This window comes from Pseudomonas sp. PSPC2-3 (genome assembly GCF_049898265.1).
GTDB classification, from domain to species: domain Bacteria; phylum Pseudomonadota; class Gammaproteobacteria; order Pseudomonadales; family Pseudomonadaceae; genus Aquipseudomonas; species Aquipseudomonas veronii.
Genome location: NZ_JAFCXJ010000004.1, coordinates 358,358 through 379,289, shown reverse-complemented (window position 1 = coordinate 379,289; position 20,932 = coordinate 358,358). Strand labels below are relative to the sequence as shown.

The window sequence follows — 20,932 nt, the reverse complement described above, 5'->3', positions numbered from 1 at the left end:
ACGCCGGCGTATAGAGTAGAGCGAGCCAACCTGCAGCAGCCTGGTACGGACCAAAGGAACAAGCGCTGCCTTCCATAGTTGACAAGTGCTTCAGGTCGTTTGCCGCATACGATGCAGGACGCAGCAGTTTTTTGTACCACATACACAAAGCCCACCTTTCGGTGGGCTTTGTGTGTACTGTCGTACATCCCTCGGCGAAATCAATCCTGCTGTAGGTTGACTCCTATCCAAGTGGTTAGTGGAACAATAGTATGGCTAAATGACGGCTTCGTCAACTTCGGCCCAATTTCATGTCTTTCACGTCGCCTGATCTTGCCAAGCAGACTGCCCTTTCCATGCCAAGGATGGGCACCTACTTGACCGCTTGCAGCAACAAGCCTTCGCCGCTGAGCGCCGCCATCCACTTATACGCTTGGAACGCAGCGATTTCGGCTGCTTTCATCCATCCTCTTCATTTCTGTGAGGTTGTGGTCCGAAACGCCGTATCTGAAGCTTTGACTGCTACCTATGGCGCTCACTGGCCCTGGAGCCAAGGTTTTTTTCTGAGTTTGCCTGACCCTGGTGGTTCAGCGTTTAAGCCGCGTCAAGCTCTGTTGGCGGCCAGGCAGAAAGCAGAACAAAGCGCTGGTGGTAACCCGCCGTCTGCGGACAAGGCGATTGCCGAAATGAGTTTTGCTTTCTGGGAGTCCATGTTTACTGCGCGTTACGATCACGGGCTCTGGGATAACCATCTTAAGCGCCTGTTCCCACACGCTCCGGCTGCTCTTCCTTATCACAAGCTACGCGCGGAAATTCGAAACGCCTTGGAGGCGACCCGAAAATTTCGCAATCGCATTGCCCACCATGAGCCCATCTTCGCACGCCAACTCGCGCAGGACTACGCGCTGATATATAGGGTCGTCAGATATCGCTGCGACCAGACTGCTGCCTGGATGTCCCAGACTCAGACGGTCAATGCGGTGTTGGCTACCAAACCCTGACGATCACATCGCGACTTTCATCCGGTCTGCCGGGTACTGACGCATGAACTCCATGCTTTCGCCTGCAGGCGCTTTAAGCTAATCGCCGTAAAGTCCCTGGGGCAGGATCACCACCATGCGTTTTTCATCCTCGGGCTTGTGGTAGTTGCGAATGAACGGGTGATTATCCGAATTGATGGTCAGCATGGTGACGCTGTGTACAGTCTCCCCGGTACCGGGATTGCGCCACTGCTCCCACAGGCCGGCGATGCCCATTGTCTCACCGTCTGCCCGCGCAATGCGTGTGGCGATCGCCTTTCCTGATCGCCAGTCAGGCTCATAAATGCGGCCGGGATAATGCAGTGCTACGCTTTTCGCCAAGCCGTACAGAACGACGCTTTTTGACTGGCCGTCTCCGATCGGCAGTTGTACGCAGCCCGTGCCGAGGCCGAGCCGCTGGGGGTGCGGTACCGTACGCGAATCTTAAACTTCGCTCTTGAAAAAAGTCTCCAAGCCCATCAAAACAAATCGAGCGGAAACAAACGCTCCATAAGCATGTATCTTATCTGACTTTTCAGCATTGCATAGATCTACCACAGTCTTGGCGCATAGGCATATAGGCTTTACAGACGACAATTCAGCAGCACGCTGGACGGCAAAAATCTCCATATCGAGACCTTGAACTTTTCGATGAAATTTTTCGATCTGACTAATATATTTACTGTCGGCAATCACTGCCGATCCGCTGGTGAATATGGCCGTCGCAGGGGCAGTATATTTGGTAGGCCGATCGCCGCGAAATTTCTTCTCAAGCTCCTCTAACAAATTTTCATCATCCAGCAAGCTCTCTATATGACCCAAGAAATGTGAATCCGTGGGTACTTGGTATGGTTCATTTTGAAAGCCTTCGTCGGACCATTTTCCGCTTTGATATTCATAAACCATCTTGGACACAAGAAGCTGGCCGAGCTCTGTCTGATCTTTGAAACCGCCGCAAATTCCACTCATAGCAATAATCTTTGGTTTGTAACGATCTATGCAAGTTGCTGCAGTGATCGCGGCATTGACTAGCCCCATTTGCGGCATCTGTATTATTGAACCCCTCTTGCCAGAAATCTCAAAATCCCAGCAGGTGACACCTCCACGATTAACACCCCGACCATTAACAAAGGTAGCGTAAGGTTTACGTTCTTCTTTAAGGGCGCAGAAAATTAAAAAATCAAACCTGAAGCTTTTTTTTAACTGGGTGAGCAAATGGTCGAGGGTAGACTTCCAGCTGTCACTATTCTTGAAGTCCGACAAAATGCAGCCGTGTGCTTCAAATTGTTCTCTAACCTCAGGAAAATCGACAGGATACGAGCTAATAGCGATCATTAAAGCGTCGTTTTTACCGGATTTTATGATTGCCTCCAAAATCGCCTTACCATTTGGTATCGCGGTGCCACCGTCATAGCTGGGTAGCTTGAAATCTATAATAAACAGGCCAATTTCGTGGTTAAGAAACGCTGCGAAGTCTGTCATATTTTGCGCATGTATAATATCTGCTGCAGGAACTCCCTTGACAATAAGATGATCAGTGATGCAGCCAGCCTTACCCGGATTGTCTTCAATTAGTAGAATTTTCAAGAAAGTGATCTCAAGATTGATGTAATTCTTTGAATTGTCGGTTTAGACTTATACGTGTACAAAATTGCACCCACGACCCTTTGAGAATACTTTTCGCTAATTATTTTCGGTGAGTTTTTAAGCTTGACTTTTATTCCACCAATGAAGAAGTCAGGATATTGAGTGACTATGAGGATATTCGATTGCTTTCGATAACCCTTTAACGCACGCAAAACCTCTATACCACCTTGGGCTTGGTCATGTCCTTTCTTGTTGTCACCTGCACTTTCTCCAAACGTGGAGAGAGCCATGTCTAGGATTATTAAGTCATAGTCATTAGACTTGACCTCTAAAACGGCGCTACTCACGCTATCTACCATGACTGGCAGATTACCAAACACCTCTAGAACGCAACTGTTTATCTCGTCTTTCTTATGTATTTCATCTTCAACTAGTAATATTCTCATCATGCGACTCCAACAACGTTGTCCTCACTCACTGTTTCTGAATGCAACGTAAAACTCAATGTCAGCGATCGATTTTCATCATCAGCCTCGCATTTAAGCGTATGAAAGTTTTCGCTTTTTTGGGCCTGAATTCAACACATAAGTGCAACGCTCACCCCTGTATGCACTTCGTACGGCGTCTTCCAGCCCAAGCGCTTGCGCGGGCGTAGATTGATCCTCGCTACTGTCCGATTGACGGCTTCGACGGTCAGCTTGCTGAAGTCGCTGCCCTTGGGGAAATACTGGCGGAGCAGACCGTTGGTGTTTTCATTGGTGCCACGTTGCCAGGATGAATAGGGGTCTGCAAAAAAGACCTGGCACTGGCTCCGTAGCGCGATGCGTTCATGCCCGGCAAACTCCCTTCCGTTATCCAGCGTCAGCGTGTGAGCGGCATGGCCCTGAAGCATCAGATTGATCGCCCGCGTTACCTGCCGGCGCGTTCTGCGCTTGACCGGATAGGCGCTCAGATAGCCGCTTTTGCGATCAACCAGGGTCACCAGGTTACCGCCCAGTCCATGTACCGTATCGCCCTCCCAGTCCCCCAGGCGCTCGCGGCTTTCGACCTCGGCTGGGCGTTCACTGATTGACACGCGATTACGCAGCTGCCCGCGCCGATCGTGGTTTCCATAGCGTTTCCGGTAGCGCTTTCGGCGATGTCGCAGATAGGTATAAAGCTCACCACCGGCGCGCTGTTCGGCGGCAATGAACCGATAAATCCACTCATGGCTGACCGCCCGGCTTGGCTGCTCCTGCTTCAACCGCTGGGCGATCTGCTCCGGACTCATGCCATGCTTGAGCCACACCGGGAGATGATGGCTGAGCCATGTCGCCGGCTTGCAAAACTTGCGCGCACCCGCTCGACGAGCATCACTTTCATGGGCCGCAGAAACAGCCTTGTAGATATTCTGGGTGCTGTTGCGGCGAACCTCGCGACTGATCGTCGAGGGATGCACGCCGACCCGCTTTGCAATGCTCGCCTGGCTCTCTGCGGCGCTCAAGCCAGCCTCAATCTGGTAACGTTGTCCCTGAGTCAGCTGCCGGTAATGCGTAGTCATCTGCGCTTGAATCCTTCGGTGTGAGAGCCTGGATTCTACCGGTGGCTGGCTCTCTGCCTCTCGTTTCAAGCGTTGCGCTTATTCTATGAATTCAGGGGGTAATGAATTTGACTTTTTTTATGCCCGTATATCCCTCAGTTACCATGTCTATGCCTCCTTCAATGGACCGTATCGCTCGTTCAATGCGCAGCTTCGAATCCTCATATTTACTACTTGAAACCACAGACATTATTTGGACGGTCACAACATCTAGGATTTGGTTGGTTTCAGCCTTTTTCGCTGTTACGCAGACATTGACCTTCTGTCCTTCTTCACCGTGGATTAGCGCGTTTTGGAGCAGGACCGCTACGCAGTCATACAGACGATGTACGCTGATACCCGTATATTTATTTTCAAGAGCGCCACCTGTGTAGTCCACAGCCTGAGGACGATTCAAATCGTATAGGATGATGTCACAAAGCTCCCTAACCGAAGCCGAAATGAAACCTGTCTGTGGAACTCTAAACCAGTCAGCTACTTTCATGAACACGCCGCTTACAGCTTCATGTAGCTCCATTTTTAATTGCTCTTCAACACTGCCAAACGAGCCTGAGAAGTGCTTACTAATGCTGCCTGTAGCCTCTTGGGGTTGTACGCCGGAATCCCAGAAATTTCCGTCAGCCCAGCTCCAGTCCCGCCACGAGCGCATCCAGGTCGATGAACTTGCCGTCAGTCTGGAAGGTGTAATGCCCGTTCAGCAGGATGTGCCGCCAGGCCGCTGGCGACATCTGCGTGATCAACGCCAGCGCCTTGGCATTGCCAGCTGCCTCGTACTTCGTCAGCAGCAGGGACAGGATCGCCGAGTTGTAGAAGATGATCGCGTTGCCGATCAGCCTGGCGCACTGGTTGCTGATCTCGATTTCGATGTCGGTGCGGCCGGTCAATTCCTTCTTCCCACCGACTTGGGCGATGGTCGAGCGTAGCTGGTGATAGGACTCAATGCGGTTCTGCGAGCGGTGAACATTACGCTCCAGTTGCGGGTCGCGCAGGTAGCGCAGTGTGTAGATACTGCGGATGAGCTTGTCGAACTCGAAGATTGCGCGCCGCGTCGGGTTCGGCGCCGTATAGGTGCACAGCTTGCGGATCAGCGTGCCCTGCGTCATTTCCTTCAGGCCCAGTGTGGCGACGATTCGGTCGATGTTCGCCTTCTCACCGACGATGAGTTGCCGGTCGATCTGGCCAGCCGGCCGGATCAGGCATTTCTCGTACAATGCCAGATCATCGGCGCAATACAGCTCCTGCAACTGGTCGTCGAGGTCGGTGAAGCGCGGCTCGAAACGAAGTCCGAACCAGTGCAGGATGGCGAAGTTGGCCTTGTTGATGCTGTGCATGTCGCCGGTGATCGCGCTCGGCACGATGTCCGACGTGTTGCGGTACCAGATGTCGAACACGTGGTGAGCCTCGTACTCGTGTGCGCCTATCAGGTAGCCGTTCAACGGCACGTGATTGCACAGCAGCGTGTAGGCGACGACGCCCTTGCCGCGGCCGAAATATTTGCGCGAGTAGCGCGCCTTCACAGTTGGTCGCTCGACGCCGAATTTCTGCCCATCAACGGCACCGTACAACGAATCGAGGTCGAACGAGTAATGCGGGAAGATCGGCAGTGCGGCGATGGCGTTGCTGATGCAATCGTTGGCCACATGTAGCGTCGCCTGGCGCAGGTACTGCTGGTAGGTACTCTCCAGGACGTGGTACGGGATGTCGCTGGTACGTGCCATAACCTGGTTGCCGTGGTTCATGGCTTGGGCAATGATCACCGCCATCAGACTGTCGGCGTCGGCTACCTTCTTCGCATAGCGTGGCTGCAATGGTGTCAGCGCCGACAGGAACTGGCACTGGCCGTTGACGAAGCGAAACACGTCGGCGACATCGCAGTATGGCAGTTGCTCGTAGAGAGCTTGCTCGCGCGCCTTCTGGTTCTCCCCCTTGGGCTTGCGCCAGGTCAGTCTCTGCGTGTCCTTGTCGTATTCCAGGTGCGTCAGCTTGCCCTGTTTCAGCTCGCGATTGAACGCCACCCATTGCGCACGCAACTCGGCCGCCAGTGCATCGAGCTGGGCACTGACCGGCTGCCGCAGGAAGGGGATGTCCATCTGCGCGAGCACGGCGGCTTTCTCGTCCATCGAAACCAACTCGTCGGACAAATGCCGGTGCTGCAAGCTATCGTCAATGTAGAGCTCGCCCGCCTGGAAGCGTTTCCTGACCTGACGGTAAAGCCAGAATTCGTAACGATCGGCATGCAGGCCTGTCGGCGTGCCTTCGGCATCGAACATCAGCAGGTACGGACGCAAGCGTTTCGGCAGCGTTGCCGCCGGACATTCGTCGAGTGGCCGTTGTGATAGGCGCTGCTGCTTGGCGAACACGCTCTTGGCCCAAGTCAGCGCCGCGAGCCATGGGTTATCGGGGGCCGTGCCGGCGAAGTCGAGCGCGACGTACAGCGGCCGTAGATGGCGTCGAATGCGTTCGGCCAGGCCGTCCACCGCCTGCCAGTGCAGCGCCAGTTTGTTCAGTGGCTTGACGCTCATGCGCTGCGCCGTGTTTTGCAGCAATTCCCTGGACATGATTTTGTAGGCGCGTTGGCGCACCTCGCCGAACGGCGTCGGATCGGCCACGCTGTCGTCCACGTACAGCGACAGCAGGCGGCCAACCTGCGGCGTTTCCTGATGGCGTCGCAGCTGTTCGGCGACAAAGGACTGTTTCGCACCCGTGCGGCTCTCGTCCTCAAGTTTTTTCATGTGGAAGGCCATCGCGTCGACCAGGTTGTCGGTGAGCTGCCGGTAACGTACCCAGGCATAGCACAGCAGGTAGAGCCGGGTCTGCTCCGCCTTCAGGTGGCGCAGGTCATGGACGGTATAGAAGTTCGCCAGGCTCGCGTAGTACAGCAGGTTCTGCTGCGAGATGCCGAGCTTGGGCAGCAGCGCCTTGGCGATCCCGTGCAAGGACTTCAGCGTGGCGCGCTTCTCGCGCTCCCCTGCCATCTGACGCCAGCCGAAATCTTTAGCGTCCTGCTTGAGCGCTGCCAGTTGAGACAGGGTGTCGTCACGCACCAGGAGCTGGCCCAGCGCAGCTTTGGCCGATTCGTCCAACACTTCTGCCAGCAAGCCGCCCAAGCGCCTGCGTTCGGTGGACAGGGCTTCACTGACCAGCTCTTGTAAGGTGGTGTGGCCGGGCCGGATGATTTTGTGCTCGCTGAGCCAAACGATCAGTTCGGCGGCCACGAATCCTGGCATTACGTCGCGCCGCACGATCTGTTCAGCCTGCTGTGCCAGTTGCGGCAGGAAGCTAGCCGCCCACGACCGGTAGCCGAACAGTTCGGCGATCTGACCCCTCTGGCTGTAGTGCTCATGCTTGGTGATCGCCTTGCGTTCGAACGCTTCGCCGTGGAAATAGCGACTCAGCACGAAGGCGCAATCGTCCTCGACCTCATGCCAATCGAAGCGGAAGAAAGCATGCTTGGCCTTGAAGTAGCCGATCTGCAAGACGCAATAGACTTGGGCCTGCAGGCTAGGCCGGCTGCTGGCGAACGCCAGTTCAGATTCGGCCAACGCCAGGTATTCCAGCCGCTGAGCATCGTCGAAGTCCGGTAGGCGGTACAAGGCTTCCTGCTCTGCGTCAGAAAAGACGGTGAGTAGCTTATTCTTGTTGCTCATCGACCGTCCTTCCCGCACCACGCCAACCTGCTCGCGTCAATGTTTCGATCAACGTAGTGCGCTTGACATTGAAGTTGCGGCACACCGCCGCCTTAGACATGCCGCCATCGAGCGCGGCGACGATGGCGTCCAGCTTCTCACCAGTGATCGCCTGCGGCCGGCCGCCGATCCGGCCGCGTTTGCGTGCGGCGGCCAAGCCCGCGACGACGCGCTCCTGAATCAAGGCGCGCTCGTACTGCGCGAGCGCACCGAACACCTGGAACAGGAATTCGCCCGAGGGCGTCGTAGTGTCCAGGTTCTCTGTCAGCGAGCGGAACGCCACCCGCTTGTCCTTGAGCGAAGTCACAATGGCGAGCAGGTGCGACAGCGAGCGACCGAGCCGGTCGAGTTTCCACACCACCAGCACATCGCCGGCTCGAACGAACTCAAGCGCCCGCGCCAAGCCGGCACGGTCATCCTTCGCGCCAGAGGCACGATCCTCAAACAGGTGACGCGGATCGACGCCGGCGGCGAGCAGCGCGTCGCGCTGCAAGTCCGTGCTCTGGCGGTCGGAGTCCGACGACACGCGCATGTAGCCAACCAACATAGGCGGATAACCATCAAAAACAGGTTTCCGCATAATAGTGAATGGCGATAGAGTTTTCCGTACATTTTTGAGGGGGTGTTGCACAGGTAGCACAGCGGCGGCTGACAGCCTGTCGCAAAACAAATGTTTTACGACACCTCCTTGAGGTTGCCGCGTTTACATCATTACCTGAACAGGTATAAAATTCCGTCATGACAAACAAAGAAAAACCGCTCGAATGGATCGCGAGCAGCCACAAGGATTTGATGGCGTTGCCGTCCGACGTGCGTCGCCATTTCGGTTACGCGCTCTCGTTGGCGCAGATAGGCGATCAGGATGACGCAGCAAAGGTGCTCAAGGGGTTCGGTGGTGCCGGCGTGCTGGAGGTCGTCGAAGACGATGCCGGCGGCACCTATCGAGCGGTATACACGGTCAAGTTTGCGGAAGCGGTGTTCGTCCTGCACTGCTTCCAGAAGAAGAGCAAGAGCGGAATCGCCACGCCAAAGGCCGACATGGACATCATCCGCGCTCGGCTGAAGGTGGCCGAGGTATTGGCACAGGAGCTACGAAATGCAAAAACGAATCATTGAAGGCGTCGAGGTTCAGCGCAGCTCGGGCAACGTCTTTGCCGACCTTGGACTGCCTGACGCTGAAAAGCTCAAGATCAAGACCGGCCTGGTGGTCGAGATCAGGAGGGCCATGCGCGCCCTTGGGCTGACTCAACAAGCGGCGGCCAAACGCATGGGCATCCCGCAACCGAAGGTGTCGGGCATGATGCGCGGCGACTTCACCAATCTATCCGAACGCAAGCTGATGGATTGTCTGAATCGCCTCGGCTACGACATCGAAATCAAGGTACGGCCAGCAGCCGAGCCGATCGGGCATCTAACGCTCGCAACCGCTTAATCGGAGCCCTCCTGATGGCAGCCCGCATCACCGACGACGAATGGGACGAACTGACTCCCGAGAATTTCGATACCACGGCACTGCTGCGTGCAGTCGATGCCGTGGACGTGCTGCGCGGCGATTTGAATGACAGCGCAGACGGCGCACCTCCGCAACTGCGCACCGACCTGTTGAAGCTGCATCAACTGGCAATGGCCGCGTTCAACGAGAGATCACGCAGCCGAGTGGCTGAGCTATTTGATCTCGCCGTGGATCTTCAGGATCAGGTTGATCATCTGATGACCTCGCTGGAACAAGTGCAAGAAACCCTGTCCCGGTTGACGGCGCTCTACCCAGAAAGCCTGTCCTGAATGTTCTTGGAGACAACCACATCATGAGCCGCAGCCGCCGCAAAACGCCCATCGTTGGGCACACGACCTGCCGTAGCGAGCGCGAGGACAAGAAACTCTGGCATCAGCGCTGGCGAACCCACGAGCGCACCGCGCTGGCCAGCGCGTCGCCGGAAGCTCTATGCGCCCATCTGCCTCTACTGGAAAACCAGGTCAGCAACGTCTGGTCGATGGGTAAGGATGGCCGCTCCTACTGGCCCATCAAGCGCCAGGCCGCCACGGCGGATCGCATTGCCAACCACAAGGGACGCAATCCGCAAGAGCGCGCCTCCCTGAAAAAGCGTCTGCTGCGCAAGTGGATGAGCAAATGAACCTGTCCACCATCGAGGCGCTGGCTATCGCTTGGGCGCGAATCGCTGAAGAAGCAGAACTCCCAGCCGGCTACGAGGGCACGGCGACGCCAGAGGCGCATCGGGCCTGCGAGGTGATCCAGGAGCGGATTCGAGAGCACGTCGTCGCCACCAATGACATGCGGCTGTTCGGCCTGCTGCACCTGCTTGGGCAGGCGTCGCTGCGCATGGAGCAAGCGCTGTGGCCGGAAGAATATGCGCGGATGACCCGCGAGGTCGAGGAAGCTCTCCGAGAGGCCGACGACCCCAACGCCAAGTCGTACACCCACGAAGAAGTCATGCAGGCGATGCAGGAACGCATCGACCGAGCGCGAGACAAAGCCATGTTGATCGGCTGACGGAAATTTCGGCGGTTCCGGCTGATCCAAGAATCTTGGCGTGACCTTACCTCCGCTCTACCGCTGGGTGCCAGCCTCGGCGCACGCCTAACCACCCAACTCAGAAAGGAAAATAAGTTGGTAAAACGCATTCCCGTATCCGAGCTTCGTCTCGGCATGTACATCCACAAGCTCGCCGGCTCTTGGGTTCGACACCCATTCTGGCGCGGCAGCTTCCTGCTGACCGAGCCTCAGGATCTCTCTGCCATTCGAGAATGTGGCGTCGGGGAGGTCTGGGTCGACTTGGCCAAAAGCCAAGTCGACCCAGAGAGCCCAGAGAGCCCAGAGAGCCCAGAGAGCCCAGAGAGCCCAGAGAGCCCAGAGCCCAGAGCCCAGAGCCCAGAGCCCAGAGCCCAGAGCCCAGAGAATTGTCGGAGGAGCAATCTCTGCCGTCTAGTCCACTAAGCAAGAAAAGTGACGGCGCAACCTCAATGGAGAGCGAAATGTGTTATGCACGGAAACTCTGTCTTGCGGCCAAGTCCCAAGTCATGGACATGTTCCAGGAAGCCCGGCTTGGCAAGGCCGTCGACCCAAGCACGACGTTGCCGCTGGTCGGAGAAATCGCTGCCTCGGTGCTGCGCCAACCTCATGCCCTCATCAGCGTCGCACGCATCAAAACGCACGACGATTACACCTACCTGCACTCGGTTGCCGTCTGCGCCCTGATGCTATCGCTGGCCCGGCATCTCGATCTAGACGAGGAGCAAACGCGCCTGGCTGGCATCGGCGGACTGATGCACGACCTAGGCAAGGCCGCGATGCCGCTGGAAGTGCTTAACAAACCAGGCAAGCTCACCGATGCCGAGTTCGCCATCATGAAGCGCCACCCTGTGGAGGGCGCAAAGATGCTGCGCGCAGGCGGGGCCGAGCCCGGGGTGGTGGACATTGCCCTGCACCATCACGAGAAGATCGACGGAACCGGCTACCCGGATCGCTTGGCCGGTGACGCCATTTCACTCCTGGCCCGCATGGGCGCAATCTGCGACGTCTATGATGCCGTGACGTCGGAGCGAGCCTACAAAAAGCCGTGGGACCCGTCCGCGGCGATGCGGCAGATGGCCAAGTGGGAGGGCCATTTCGACAAACGCATCTTCCACGCCTTCGTCAAGGCCGTGGGCATCTACCCCGTCGGCTCCTTGGTTCGCCTGTCCTCTCAGCGTCTGGCCGTTGTCGTTGAGCCGGGAATGGAATCACTGCTGACTCCCAAGGTTCGCGTGTTCTTCTCGCTACGCTCGAGAGAGCCGATCCCGATGCAGACCATCGACCTGGCGGCCACGAGTTGCAAGGACAGTATCACTGGCCCCGAAGACCCGACGCTCTGGAACTTCAAGAACCTCGACGACTTGTGGATGGAATAGCCCCCACAAAACGACGGCCCCGTGAGGGAGCCGTTGAACATCGTCGAGCGATGCCCGTCCAGGGAGGGATGGCCGAGCTCGATTCTCCAGAAGGTAGCTGGTGACACGAGTGTTGAGCCCACCCAACTAGGGTGACGGAAATTTCTGGGGTTCCGGCTTACATCCCCCTCTTGCAGCAGCTCTGTTTTGATGTAGCGAGCCGCACTTTCTAGCTGGGGGGAGATCTGCTTCCAGCAGAACGATATGACTAAGTCGTTGAGAAGCTGGCTTCCAGCAACTCGAAGGCTGCTCGAAAGCAATCGAATATTTTCCCGAGTCGCGAAGTCTTCTAAATCAACAACCGAATTGAAGAGGGAGGTGGGTGACTTGAACTGCAACCGCTCTTTTCTCAGTTTGTCGATAATGGCTCTAAATTGCGAACGCCATGCATCGGCCGTACGCTTCATACTTTGTCCGGCCATTATCATACGGTAGTCAGATTTATTAAAAACAGCATCAACAGACTCAGTCATAACTCCATCTAATGTGTTATGGCGAATTCGTCGCCCTAAATAGGACTCGATCCCAAATTCAGTATTCAGACAAAATTGATCAAACGCGTCCTTAGCTATCTGCGCGATCATGCCCTCACTTTGCTCGTTTAGCGTTATAAAATATATATCTTCGCTTTCGCCCGATTTATTTTCAATAGTTCTAAGTGTTGCTTGGATACTGGGGTAGGAAGTACGAAACTGTTCAGTGGAAACAGAGGGATTACCATCAAGCCACTTCTTCATGGCAAAACTGTCGACGTACATTCGACTGCTATCGAAATAGCTCTGCAAGGTAGCTAATTTTGATCGAGTCTCGATAGCATCCGCCTCGATAACATAGTCAATACGGTTGAGTTTTTTTCCTATAAGTTTGAGGATATCTCTACGGATTTCGGATGCTTGAGAGGAACTCTTGATAACCTCATAGAGTTTCTCAATAGTCACTTCATCTAGCGAGTCGGCTATGTAGCTAGCGATTTGCGGTGAATCAGTCACCAAGTCATCGATAAATTCAAGTATTAAACCATTGTAGTTCGCTTTGACATGATCTATTAAATCTGACCTAAACTCATAATCTACGTCGGGGTCTATGGATTTTTTTCTAAATAGGGCAAGAGCTAATACTGCTACAAACTTCTGGGTCTCATCTGGAACTATGCTGTAAATGGCTCTCAGCTCAGCTTCGGTCAGTAAAACCTCTAGAGCAAGTGTCTGTTCAAAGATGTATTTAATATCTTCGTCGGACAACGCTAGCAAATTAGTACGTTGCTCGATAAACCTAAGGAACAAAAATGTTCTGTAAAAGGAGTCTAACCTGATGTTTGGAGACTTCCTAACAATAGTCCCTTCATCATTCAGCAGAGCATCCTTATCTTCGTAGAAATCGCGCTCTCCAAATTTAAAATCTTTTACGATTTCAGCTAACAGACGAGCGCCAATCACGCGGTCTATTTCGTTTCGAAATTCAGCCAAATTTGGTCTTTCAAGAAAACATGAGGAGATCCGATAAAAATCAAGAGATCGGTCATTCTCTTCGTCACTATCTAGATAGTGCTCAGGTATCAACTGCGCATCATCCCCGTTCGTTGACTGATGGATGACGGCTTCTAATTCAACCCATATCTCAGTGGTTAATCTAAGTTGCAATTCGCGAGCCTGACGCTTAAAAACGTTGAGGTTCATGATTACTATAACTGCTTGAAGCGTATCGATCAACGATGACTCGGTTGCACGCAATAAATATTTCGCCAAATCCTCGTCATTCAATGGCGTTGGTATGAAATTACTAATTGTATATGATCGTCTAATATCGCCGTCAACCTTGCCAACTAAGGCACTGACACGTCGCTGCGCGATCAAAAAAAGAGATATCCTTGGGCTCAAGTTCTCCATTGCGCTAAAATGAAATGCGGGCTTTTCCTTGTGCCCCATTTCAGCTTCAATATCGCTGATTTTCGCTAATTGTGGAGCGGTCAGCTTCCTGGTCACTCGTATATAGCCTAGCTTGTAAGATAGATAGTTTGAGGCACCATATATCTTGGCCATCAAATATATGAACTCTAGTGCTTCATCAGTGTTAATTTTCTCAAGCTTAGCTAACTGTGCCATGTGCTTCAATGCGGCTGTACAATCGTCTTGCGCTGAATTCAAATAACCACAGGTATATCTTACCTCTTCCTGCCAGTGCAGCGCCGTCAACATTGTAAACCTGAAAAGATCACTGCTCGTCTTCTTTGTCTCACCGGCGATCAACCCTTTGGGGCCCTTTAATAGAGCTCCAATTGTCATAATATCATCGATGGTGTTCCCTTTCCGGATGTCATCAATTGCGCTTTTTATCCTTAACTCTTGAGAAGCGTAACCTCGAAGCAGATTTCTTTTCTTAAGAGACTTAAGGGACGCTACAAGCTTAAAAAAGATCGGGAGACGTAAAGAATTTTTGGCTTTAGTAAAAGACGACATGCTGGCACTTACTCCTTTTTTAGAAACCTGCTATCGAGGCCGTTTTCTTCCTTACCCGGACGATATCAGAAAATTCGGAGCTTACGTAGGGCTTGATGGGTTTGCCGAGCTTGTGGTTTTAGAGAACTTTCCCCGTCCTGCTGGTCTCAGACGCGGTTAAGTGATTTGCCAACCTGGACAACCGTCGGCCACAACCTGCCTATCAAAATGTCTTGTGAAGCCAATGTCGCCAAAGTTCAAGCTTGGCTGGGTCATGTCAAGCACACGAAGGACATGGACTCAATTCGACGTAAGTCCCGTTACTACTACACCTAGCGCACCAGCTCGCCTCGACGCTGCTTTTCTTTCATAACAGGGAATGTTAGACCTTGCCCTGCAACTCCCTCTCAATCTGCGCCAGGTCTTGGGCAAATGCCTGATCGAGCAAACTCGGTTTCTTTTTCCACGGCTTGGTTTCCGGCTCAGGCACGGCCGCGTAAAGCGTCACCGCGTCAGGATGCACCTGCAGATGCTGATCAAGCTGCGCCTGCAGCTGCTGTCGTAGTTCTTCTTTTGTCATTCCATCACGCTCTTTTTTAGTGGCTCAGGGCAGGGCGTAGCCGCTGTCCTGCATTACAGGGCGACAGCCAGGCGGTCGGCCGGGTACTGACGCATGAACGCCATGCTGTCGCCGGCGCCGGCATTCAACCAATCCCCATACAACCCTCGAGGCAGGATCACCAGCATGCGCTTTTCGTCCTGGGGCTTGTGGTAGTGGCGCATGAACGGGTGATCATCCGCATTGAGGGTCAGCATGGTGAAACTGTGCAGGGTCTCCCCAGTACCGGGATTGCGCCACTGCTCCCACAGGCCGGCGATGCCCATTATCTCACCGTCTGCCCGCGCAATGCGCGTGGCGATCGCCTTTCCTGATCGCCAGTCAGGCTCATAGATGGCTGCGGCCGGGATAATGCAGTGCTGCGCTTTTCGCCAAGCCGTGCGGAACGATGGTTTTTGACTGGCCGTCTCCGATCGGCAGTTGTAGGTGCTGCGCACGATTTTGGTGTCCTTGCTCCAGGTCGGGATCAGCCCAAACGCACCTTGCAGCACCTCCACCGGCGCCGGCGATTCGTCGTCGACGTGCTCCACACCGCGAATGAAAGGCCCGCTGTATCCTGGGTACAGATCCAGCTTGCCCTGTTCAAACAGCTCAACGCCAAATGTCTCGGCCACCCGCTGCGGCGCCGGTGCTTCGTAATGACTGCACATACACACTCCCTCCAGATCCTGACGCCTCAATTGGCGTTGATCGTCCACAACTGGTCAAGCCGGGTGGTGTAGCTCGGGCTCATCAACTCACGGCGCATCGCCCAAGCCGGCGCCGCCGGCACAGCCGCCGCGCGCAGCGTACCGCGTCCCCATCGGTTGTTGATTTCGTCCAGGACGCTCATCACCTTGTCGGCCGCCGCCGGCTGCGTGTGCGCAAACAGATCATCGGTGAACTCACCCGGTTGACGCAGATCCATCAGCAACACTTCGGCCTTGCTGTATCGGAACCCAGGACGGAATAGACGTTCCACGGCCTGCGTCGCAGCCTTGGTGATCAATCGCACGTCATTAGTGGGATAGGGCAGCTCCACCAGCACGCCGTTAGCGTAACGCGCCTCGTCGGGGTTAAACATGCCGGTCCGAATGCTCACGCGGATCTTCTTGCACAGCGAATGCTGGGCCCTAAGCTTTTCCGACGCACGCTGCGCGTAGGTGGCCACCGCCTCTTTGATCGGCTCGATCGTCTCCAGGCGCACGCCGAACATTCTGCTGCAGCAGATCTCCTGCTTGGCCGGTGCGGCCTCTTCCAGGGCCAGGCACGAAGTGCCGGCGAGCTCGCGCACCGTTTTCTCCAGGACAACGCTGAATTTACGCCCGAGCAAGACAGGATCAGCCTTGGCTAAGTCCATGGCGGTGTGAATGCCCAGGGCGTGCATATGCGCCGTCATGCGTCGACCAATACCCCACACCTCTTCCACGGCGGTGTTGCGCAATACCCAGTCGCGTTTGAAGGGGTCGCACAGATCCACGACGCCGCCAGTCTGCGCCTGCAGGCGTTTTGCGGTGTGATTGGCCAGTTTGGCCAGGGTTTTGGTGTGGGCAATGCCCACACCCACCGGAATTCCGGTATGTTTTAAGACTTTGGCACGGATCTTTCGACCGAATTCGGTGAGGTCACCGGGCATGCCGGAGAGGTCACAAAATATTTCATCAATACTGTAAATTTCTGAATCGCAAACCATTGATTCTACAAGGGTCATGACCCTTTCAGACAGCTGCCCGTACAGCGCGTAGTTGGAAGAAAACGCCACGATCCCATGACGACGCAGCGTGTCTTTGATCTGAAAGAAAGGCGCGCCCATTTTCACAAAGGGCTTAGCGTCGTAGCTACGCGCAATCACGCAGCCGTCGTTGTATCTGAATGACCCTAACAGTTAGTTGAGTGTAAGATATTGATTTATAAGCAAATTAACTCCCTAACATTTTTTTGATTATTTTCCTTCGTTCCTGATGGCGATACTCCTCGACTAAGCCTATTTCAGACGTGGCTTCGCAAAGCAGGGCGGCGGATCGCAATCGACGATAGCTTCACTGTATACTTTTGGCTCCGCATACCCCTTGAGCTACAGGAACACCAGCATGACTGTACTCCAAACGCTCTACTGGCAGCCTACGCCGCCTTAGCGCTACGCCCCCTCGCAACAACCTCGCCTCCGCCAGTTTCGCTGGCGGCTGCGTACTGCTGTATGCCCGGTTCTTACACCCAAAGCGCACAGCAAAATAATCCTCACAATTTGAATTCGTATCGACGCGCTCGCCATTTTCCTGGCATGCGTGCGGTGCATTGCTTTGGATATTCTGATGCTACAAACACTCAAACAAACGTGGTTTTCCAACGTCCGTGGCGACGTGCTCGCGGGGATCGTCGTCGCACTTGCGCTGATCCCTGAAGCCATCGCTTTCTCTATCATTGCGGGCGTCGACCCCAAAGTTGGTCTCTACGCCTCATTCTGTATCGCCGTGGTGATCGCCTTTGTCGGTGGCCGCCCAGGCATGATTTCAGCCGCGACAGGGGCCATGGCACTGCTGATGGTGACCCTGGTCAAGAACCATGGTCTTGAATATCTGCTGGCCGCCACGCTGCTGTGTGGCGTGTTGCAAATTGGTGCTGGCTACCTGAAGCTCGGCTCGCTGATGCGCTTCGTTTCGCGCTCGGTGGTGACCGGCTTCGTCAATGCACTGGCGATCCTGATTTTCATGGCTCAGCTGCCCGAGCTGACCAATGTCACCTGGCACGTCTACGCCATGACAGCCGCAGGCCTCGGCATCATCTACCTATTTCCCTATATCCCCAGGATCGGCAAGCTCATCCCATCGCCACTGGTGTGCATCATCGTGCTGACCGCAGTCGCCATGTCGGTTGGGCTGGATATCCGCACGGTCGGTGATATGGGGGAACTGCCGGATACGCTGCCAATCTTTCTCTGGCCTGACGTGCCGCTGACGTTCGAGACGTTGGCCATCATCTTCCCTTACTCGGCAGCGCTGGCCGTGGTCGGTCTGCTGGAGTCGATGATGACCGCGACTATTGTCGACGACCTGACCGACACCCCCAGCGACAAGAACCGCGAGTGCAAGGGCCAGGGCGTGGCCAACATTGCTTCGGGTCTGATCGGCGGTATGGCCGGCTGCGCGATGATTGGTCAGTCGATCATCAACGTGAAATCCGGCGGTCGTTCTCGTCTGTCCTCCCTGGCCGCAGGTGTATTCCTGCTGCTGATGGTGGTGTTCCTCGGCGACTGGCTGAAGCAGATCCCGATGGCTGCGCTGGTGGCAGTGATGATCATGGTGTCCATCGGCACCTTCAGTTGGGATTCGCTGCGCAACCTGAAGAAGCACCCGTTGTCGACCAACATTGTCATGGTCGTCACCGTTGTGGTCGTGGTGGCCACCCACAACCTTGCCTTCGGCGTGTTGGCCGGCGTGCTGCTGGCCGCGATGTTCTTCGCCAACAAGGTTGGCCATTACATGGCGATCAGTTCTTCGCTGGACGAATCCGGCGAGCATCGTAGCTATAACGTCACTGGCCAGGTGTTCTTCAGCTCGGCAGACAAGTTCGTCGCGGCCTTCGACTTCAAAGAAGCCCTGAACAAGGTAACCATCGACCTGAATCGCGCCCACTTCTGGGATATCACCGCAGTTGCTGCCCTGGACAAGGTGGTTATCAAGTTCCGCCGCGAAGGCACCGAAGTTGAAGTGTTAGGTCTCAACGAAGCGAGCGCCACTATCGTGGATCGATTCGGAGTTCACGATAAACCCGACGCCATTGATCAACTCATGGGCCACTGAGAAGGAGAACAACGATGACCCAAGTAATTGCCTGTATCGACGGTTCCACCTCGGCTCCAGCTGTGTGCGACTACGCAGCCTGGGCCAGTCTGAGCCTGGAAGCCCCGCTGACCTTCTTGCATGTGCTGGATCAGCGCCAGTACCCAGTTGCGGCCGACTTGAGTGGCAATATCGGCCTTGGCAGCCGCGAGCATCTGCTCGATGAGCTTGCTTCCCTGGATGAACAGCGCGGTAAGTTGGCCCTGGAGCAGGGGCGGATCATGTTAACGGCCGCGAAAGAGCGGGCCATGACGGATGGTGTGACCGCGCCGGAGTCCAAGCAACGTCATGGCGATCTGCTGGAAAACCTGCAAGAGCTGGAAAGCGAAACGCGCCTATTGGTCATCGGTCGCCAAGGCGAGTCTAGCGGCGGTCTGAGTCAGCATGTCGGAAGCCAGCTGGAGAGCGTGATTCGTATCATGCACCGGCCAATCCTGGTCACCCCGGCCAACTTCCAAAAGCCCGAGAGCGCGATGCTGGCCTTCGATGGCAGCGCTACTACCCGCAAGGGTGTGGAGATGCTGGCGGCCAGCCCCCTGCTGAAGGGGCTGCCGATCCACCTGGTGATGGTTGGGCCAGTGAACGACGAATCGTCCGCGCAGCTGGACTGGGCGCAGAAAGTGCTGCTCAACGTCGGATTCACTGTTCGCGCCGAGACCCTGAACGGCGAGATAGAGCCTACCTTGCACGCCTATCAGAAAGAGCACGGCATCGACCTGCTGGTGATGGGGGCCTACGGTCATTCGCGCATCCGTCAGTTTCTGGTCGGCAGCACCACGACCAGCATGCTGCGCACCACCACTGGCCCACTGTTGCTGCTGCGCTAACGGCCATGGACGACGCCCTCGATCTTGCCCATTTCAAGACCCTACTGGAACAGCGGGCTGCCGAGCTGGATCGGTTGCTGGAAGACGCTGAGTCTCGCTCGCAATCGGTGGAGTTGGATCAAAGCAAGGTAGGGCGTCTGTCGAGGATGGACGCACTCCAGCAGCAAGCGATGAACGATGCCATCCGCAGTCGGGCGCAGCATGAACGCGTCCGCCTCCAGCTGGCCCTCAAGCGTTGGCACGAGGGCGAGTATGGCTGGTGTAACCAATGCGGCGAGTTGATCGCCTCGGGCCGCCTGGAATTCGATCCGGCCACGCCGTTGTGCATCACCTGTGCGAGCCGCGCCGAGTCGGATTGAAACCATGACAGCTCGTGACGTCAGTCCCAATTAACGAGGCTTCTAATGTATTTGATGGCTAAAAACTGGTTGGGCCGAACACAGAAAACAAGTGCCTGGATGTGGGCACTGCTGTGCTTTGTATTGCTTACCGTATTCCAAGTCCGCACCCATCACCTTGATGATCGGTTGTACTTCTGGATCAAGACCCACTGGCACACCGACGATTGGCAGGAGCGCTCTGTGTGGCTGCCTGACTATCGGGTTGAGCTCGATGCTAAGCCGGTTCCCGGTGTGGACAACAACCTTTCGGGCCTGACCTTCGACCCTGACCTGAACCTGCTATGGGCGGTTACCAACGGCCCAAACGAACTATTGGCCCTCAGTCGTGACGGTGACGTGGAAAGGCGCTATAGCCTGGACGGTTTCCACGATGTGGAGGCGGTGTCCTATGCCGGCAACGGCCAACTGGTAATCGCCGAGGAGCGCCGGCAGAGCCTTGTTATCGTGGATGTCCCCCTCGCCGAAGGCAGTAAGCTTTCTCCCGGTCGCTCATTGAGCCGAGACCAGTATCCAGCTCTGACCTTGGCACTTGGCAAGGCGGACAACAAAGGCCTTGAAGGGCTCGCCTACGACCTGAAAGGTGATCGCTTGTTTGTGACCAAGGAGCGTGACCCTCGCCAATTGCTGGAAGTGGGCGGCCTTCGTGCCAGCCTGGCAGGAGGTTTTTCCCTGCACGTGCGCGACCTGTCCAACTTGGTAAAGGACAAGGTATTTGCCACTGACTTGTCTTCGGTCGTCTTCGATCAACAGAGTGGCCACCTGATATTGCTCAGCGACGAGTCGAAACTGCTGATTGAAATCACCGATGAGGGCAAGGTGGTGAGTTTCCGCTCCTTGGCGAGGGGGTTTGCTGGTTTGCTGAAAGGCATACCCCAAGCCGAAGGCGTAACCATCGACGATGAAGGGTATTTGTACGTGGTCAGCGAGCCGAACTTGTTCTATCGCTTTACCCGCGAGACAGACTGACCAGTCAACAAGCTACAGTCAGGCGTGGCCGGGACGCTTGAACTGTTAGCGTGCGATTTTTACGAATTCTG

The 20,932-nt window shown here is 55.4% G+C and carries 18 protein-coding genes and 3 pseudogenes; 11 read left to right on the top strand and 10 right to left on the bottom strand.

Features of this window, described 5'->3' with window-relative positions; all coding sequences use genetic code 11:
* Positions 1-290 precede the first annotated feature (290 nt).
* Positions 291-980, top strand: coding sequence for a hypothetical protein (locus tag ACP7E3_RS11750; protein ID WP_052439838.1), 690 nt, complete (start codon positions 291-293; stop codon positions 978-980).
* A 3-nt stretch (positions 981-983) separates the two neighbouring features.
* Here ACP7E3_RS11750 and ACP7E3_RS11745 read toward each other — a convergent pair.
* From ACP7E3_RS11745 to ACP7E3_RS11715, 7 genes and pseudogenes are all read right to left on the bottom strand, one after another.
* A pseudogene (locus ACP7E3_RS11745) lies at positions 984-1,411 on the bottom strand (SOS response-associated peptidase family protein); the annotation flags it as partial.
* Between the two features lie 31 nt (positions 1,412-1,442).
* Positions 1,443-2,585, bottom strand: coding sequence for a nucleoside phosphorylase (locus ACP7E3_RS11740; protein ID WP_044275373.1), 1,143 nt, complete (start codon positions 2,583-2,585; stop codon positions 1,443-1,445).
* Positions 2,582-3,031: a histidine kinase gene (locus ACP7E3_RS11735; RefSeq protein ID WP_044275371.1), complete on the bottom strand. Its 450-nt coding sequence runs from the start codon at positions 3,029-3,031 to the stop codon at positions 2,582-2,584. The genes ACP7E3_RS11740 and ACP7E3_RS11735 overlap by 4 nt, the downstream gene beginning before the upstream one ends.
* 131 nt (positions 3,032-3,162) lie before the next feature.
* Complete coding sequence (locus ACP7E3_RS11730; RefSeq protein ID WP_426123173.1) at positions 3,163-4,125, bottom strand: IS30-like element ISPpu17 family transposase; 963 nt, start codon at positions 4,123-4,125, stop codon at positions 3,163-3,165.
* 91 nt (positions 4,126-4,216) lie between these two features.
* Positions 4,217-4,681 carry a hypothetical protein gene (locus ACP7E3_RS11725; protein WP_426123171.1) on the bottom strand — a complete coding sequence of 155 codons (465 nt, stop codon included), beginning with the start codon at positions 4,679-4,681 and terminating at the stop codon, positions 4,217-4,219.
* Positions 4,682-4,781: 100 nt separating this feature from the next.
* A complete protein-coding gene (locus tag ACP7E3_RS11720) occupies positions 4,782-7,811 on the bottom strand; it encodes a Tn3 family transposase (RefSeq protein ID WP_010465834.1) in 3,030 nt (1,009 codons plus the stop codon).
* Positions 7,795-8,397, bottom strand: a complete 603-nt coding sequence (locus ACP7E3_RS11715; RefSeq protein ID WP_010465829.1) for a recombinase family protein — start codon at positions 8,395-8,397, stop codon at positions 7,795-7,797. Before ACP7E3_RS11715 ends, ACP7E3_RS11720 begins: the two co-directional genes overlap by 17 nt.
* 191 nt (positions 8,398-8,588) lie before the next feature.
* Here ACP7E3_RS11715 and ACP7E3_RS11710 point away from each other — a divergent pair, with 191 nt between their 5' ends.
* The 6 genes and pseudogenes from ACP7E3_RS11710 (at position 8,589) to ACP7E3_RS11685 (ending at position 11,756) form a co-directional block, all read left to right on the top strand.
* Positions 8,589-8,966, top strand: coding sequence for a type II toxin-antitoxin system RelE/ParE family toxin (locus ACP7E3_RS11710; RefSeq protein ID WP_426123167.1), 378 nt, complete (start codon positions 8,589-8,591; stop codon positions 8,964-8,966).
* Entirely contained in the window at positions 8,947-9,282 is a 336-nt protein-coding gene (locus tag ACP7E3_RS11705) for a helix-turn-helix domain-containing protein (RefSeq protein ID WP_001172026.1), read from the top strand. The genes ACP7E3_RS11710 and ACP7E3_RS11705 overlap by 20 nt, the downstream gene beginning before the upstream one ends.
* Positions 9,283-9,296: 14 nt before the next feature.
* A complete protein-coding gene (locus ACP7E3_RS11700; protein WP_020303034.1) occupies positions 9,297-9,632 on the top strand; it encodes a hypothetical protein in 336 nt (111 codons plus the stop codon).
* A 23-nt stretch (positions 9,633-9,655) separates the two neighbouring features.
* On the top strand, positions 9,656-9,982 hold the full coding sequence (locus ACP7E3_RS11695; RefSeq protein ID WP_000091614.1) for a hypothetical protein: 327 nt from the start codon (positions 9,656-9,658) through the stop codon (positions 9,980-9,982).
* A complete protein-coding gene (locus tag ACP7E3_RS11690) occupies positions 9,979-10,359 on the top strand; it encodes a hypothetical protein (RefSeq protein ID WP_001054412.1) in 381 nt (126 codons plus the stop codon). Before ACP7E3_RS11695 ends, ACP7E3_RS11690 begins: the two co-directional genes overlap by 4 nt.
* 117 nt (positions 10,360-10,476) lie before the next feature.
* Positions 10,477-11,756, top strand: a pseudogene (locus ACP7E3_RS11685) (HD-GYP domain-containing protein).
* Positions 11,757-14,612: 2,856 nt separating this feature from the next.
* Here ACP7E3_RS11685 and ACP7E3_RS11680 read toward each other — a convergent pair.
* From ACP7E3_RS11680 to umuC, 3 genes and pseudogenes are all read right to left on the bottom strand, one after another.
* Positions 14,613-14,810, bottom strand: coding sequence for a hypothetical protein (locus ACP7E3_RS11680; protein WP_044275367.1), 198 nt, complete (start codon positions 14,808-14,810; stop codon positions 14,613-14,615).
* A gap of 53 nt (positions 14,811-14,863) precedes the next feature.
* The gene (locus ACP7E3_RS11675) at positions 14,864-15,499 is read right to left on the bottom strand and encodes an SOS response-associated peptidase (RefSeq protein ID WP_044275365.1); all 636 of its coding nucleotides are present in this window, start codon (positions 15,497-15,499) and stop codon (positions 14,864-14,866) included.
* 26 nt (positions 15,500-15,525) lie between these two features.
* Positions 15,526-16,692 (bottom strand): annotated as a pseudogene (gene umuC / locus ACP7E3_RS11670) (translesion error-prone DNA polymerase V subunit UmuC); the annotation flags it as partial.
* 448 nt (positions 16,693-17,140) lie between these two features.
* Here umuC and ACP7E3_RS11665 point away from each other — a divergent pair.
* The 4 genes from ACP7E3_RS11665 to ACP7E3_RS11650 are packed head-to-tail and all read left to right on the top strand — an operon-like array spanning position 17,141 to position 20,861.
* On the top strand, positions 17,141-18,628 hold the full coding sequence (locus ACP7E3_RS11665; RefSeq protein WP_028692951.1) for a SulP family inorganic anion transporter: 1,488 nt from the start codon (positions 17,141-17,143) through the stop codon (positions 18,626-18,628).
* Between the two features lie 14 nt (positions 18,629-18,642).
* Complete coding sequence (locus ACP7E3_RS11660) at positions 18,643-19,494, top strand: universal stress protein (RefSeq protein ID WP_028692952.1); 852 nt, start codon at positions 18,643-18,645, stop codon at positions 19,492-19,494.
* Positions 19,495-19,499: 5 nt separating this feature from the next.
* On the top strand, positions 19,500-19,853 hold the full coding sequence (locus tag ACP7E3_RS11655; protein ID WP_028692953.1) for a TraR/DksA family transcriptional regulator: 354 nt from the start codon (positions 19,500-19,502) through the stop codon (positions 19,851-19,853).
* A gap of 45 nt (positions 19,854-19,898) precedes the next feature.
* Positions 19,899-20,861 (top strand): SdiA-regulated domain-containing protein, encoded by a 963-nt coding sequence (locus tag ACP7E3_RS11650; RefSeq protein ID WP_028692954.1) that lies wholly within the window; start codon positions 19,899-19,901, stop codon positions 20,859-20,861.
* The last annotated feature ends 71 nt before the right edge of the window (positions 20,862-20,932 follow it).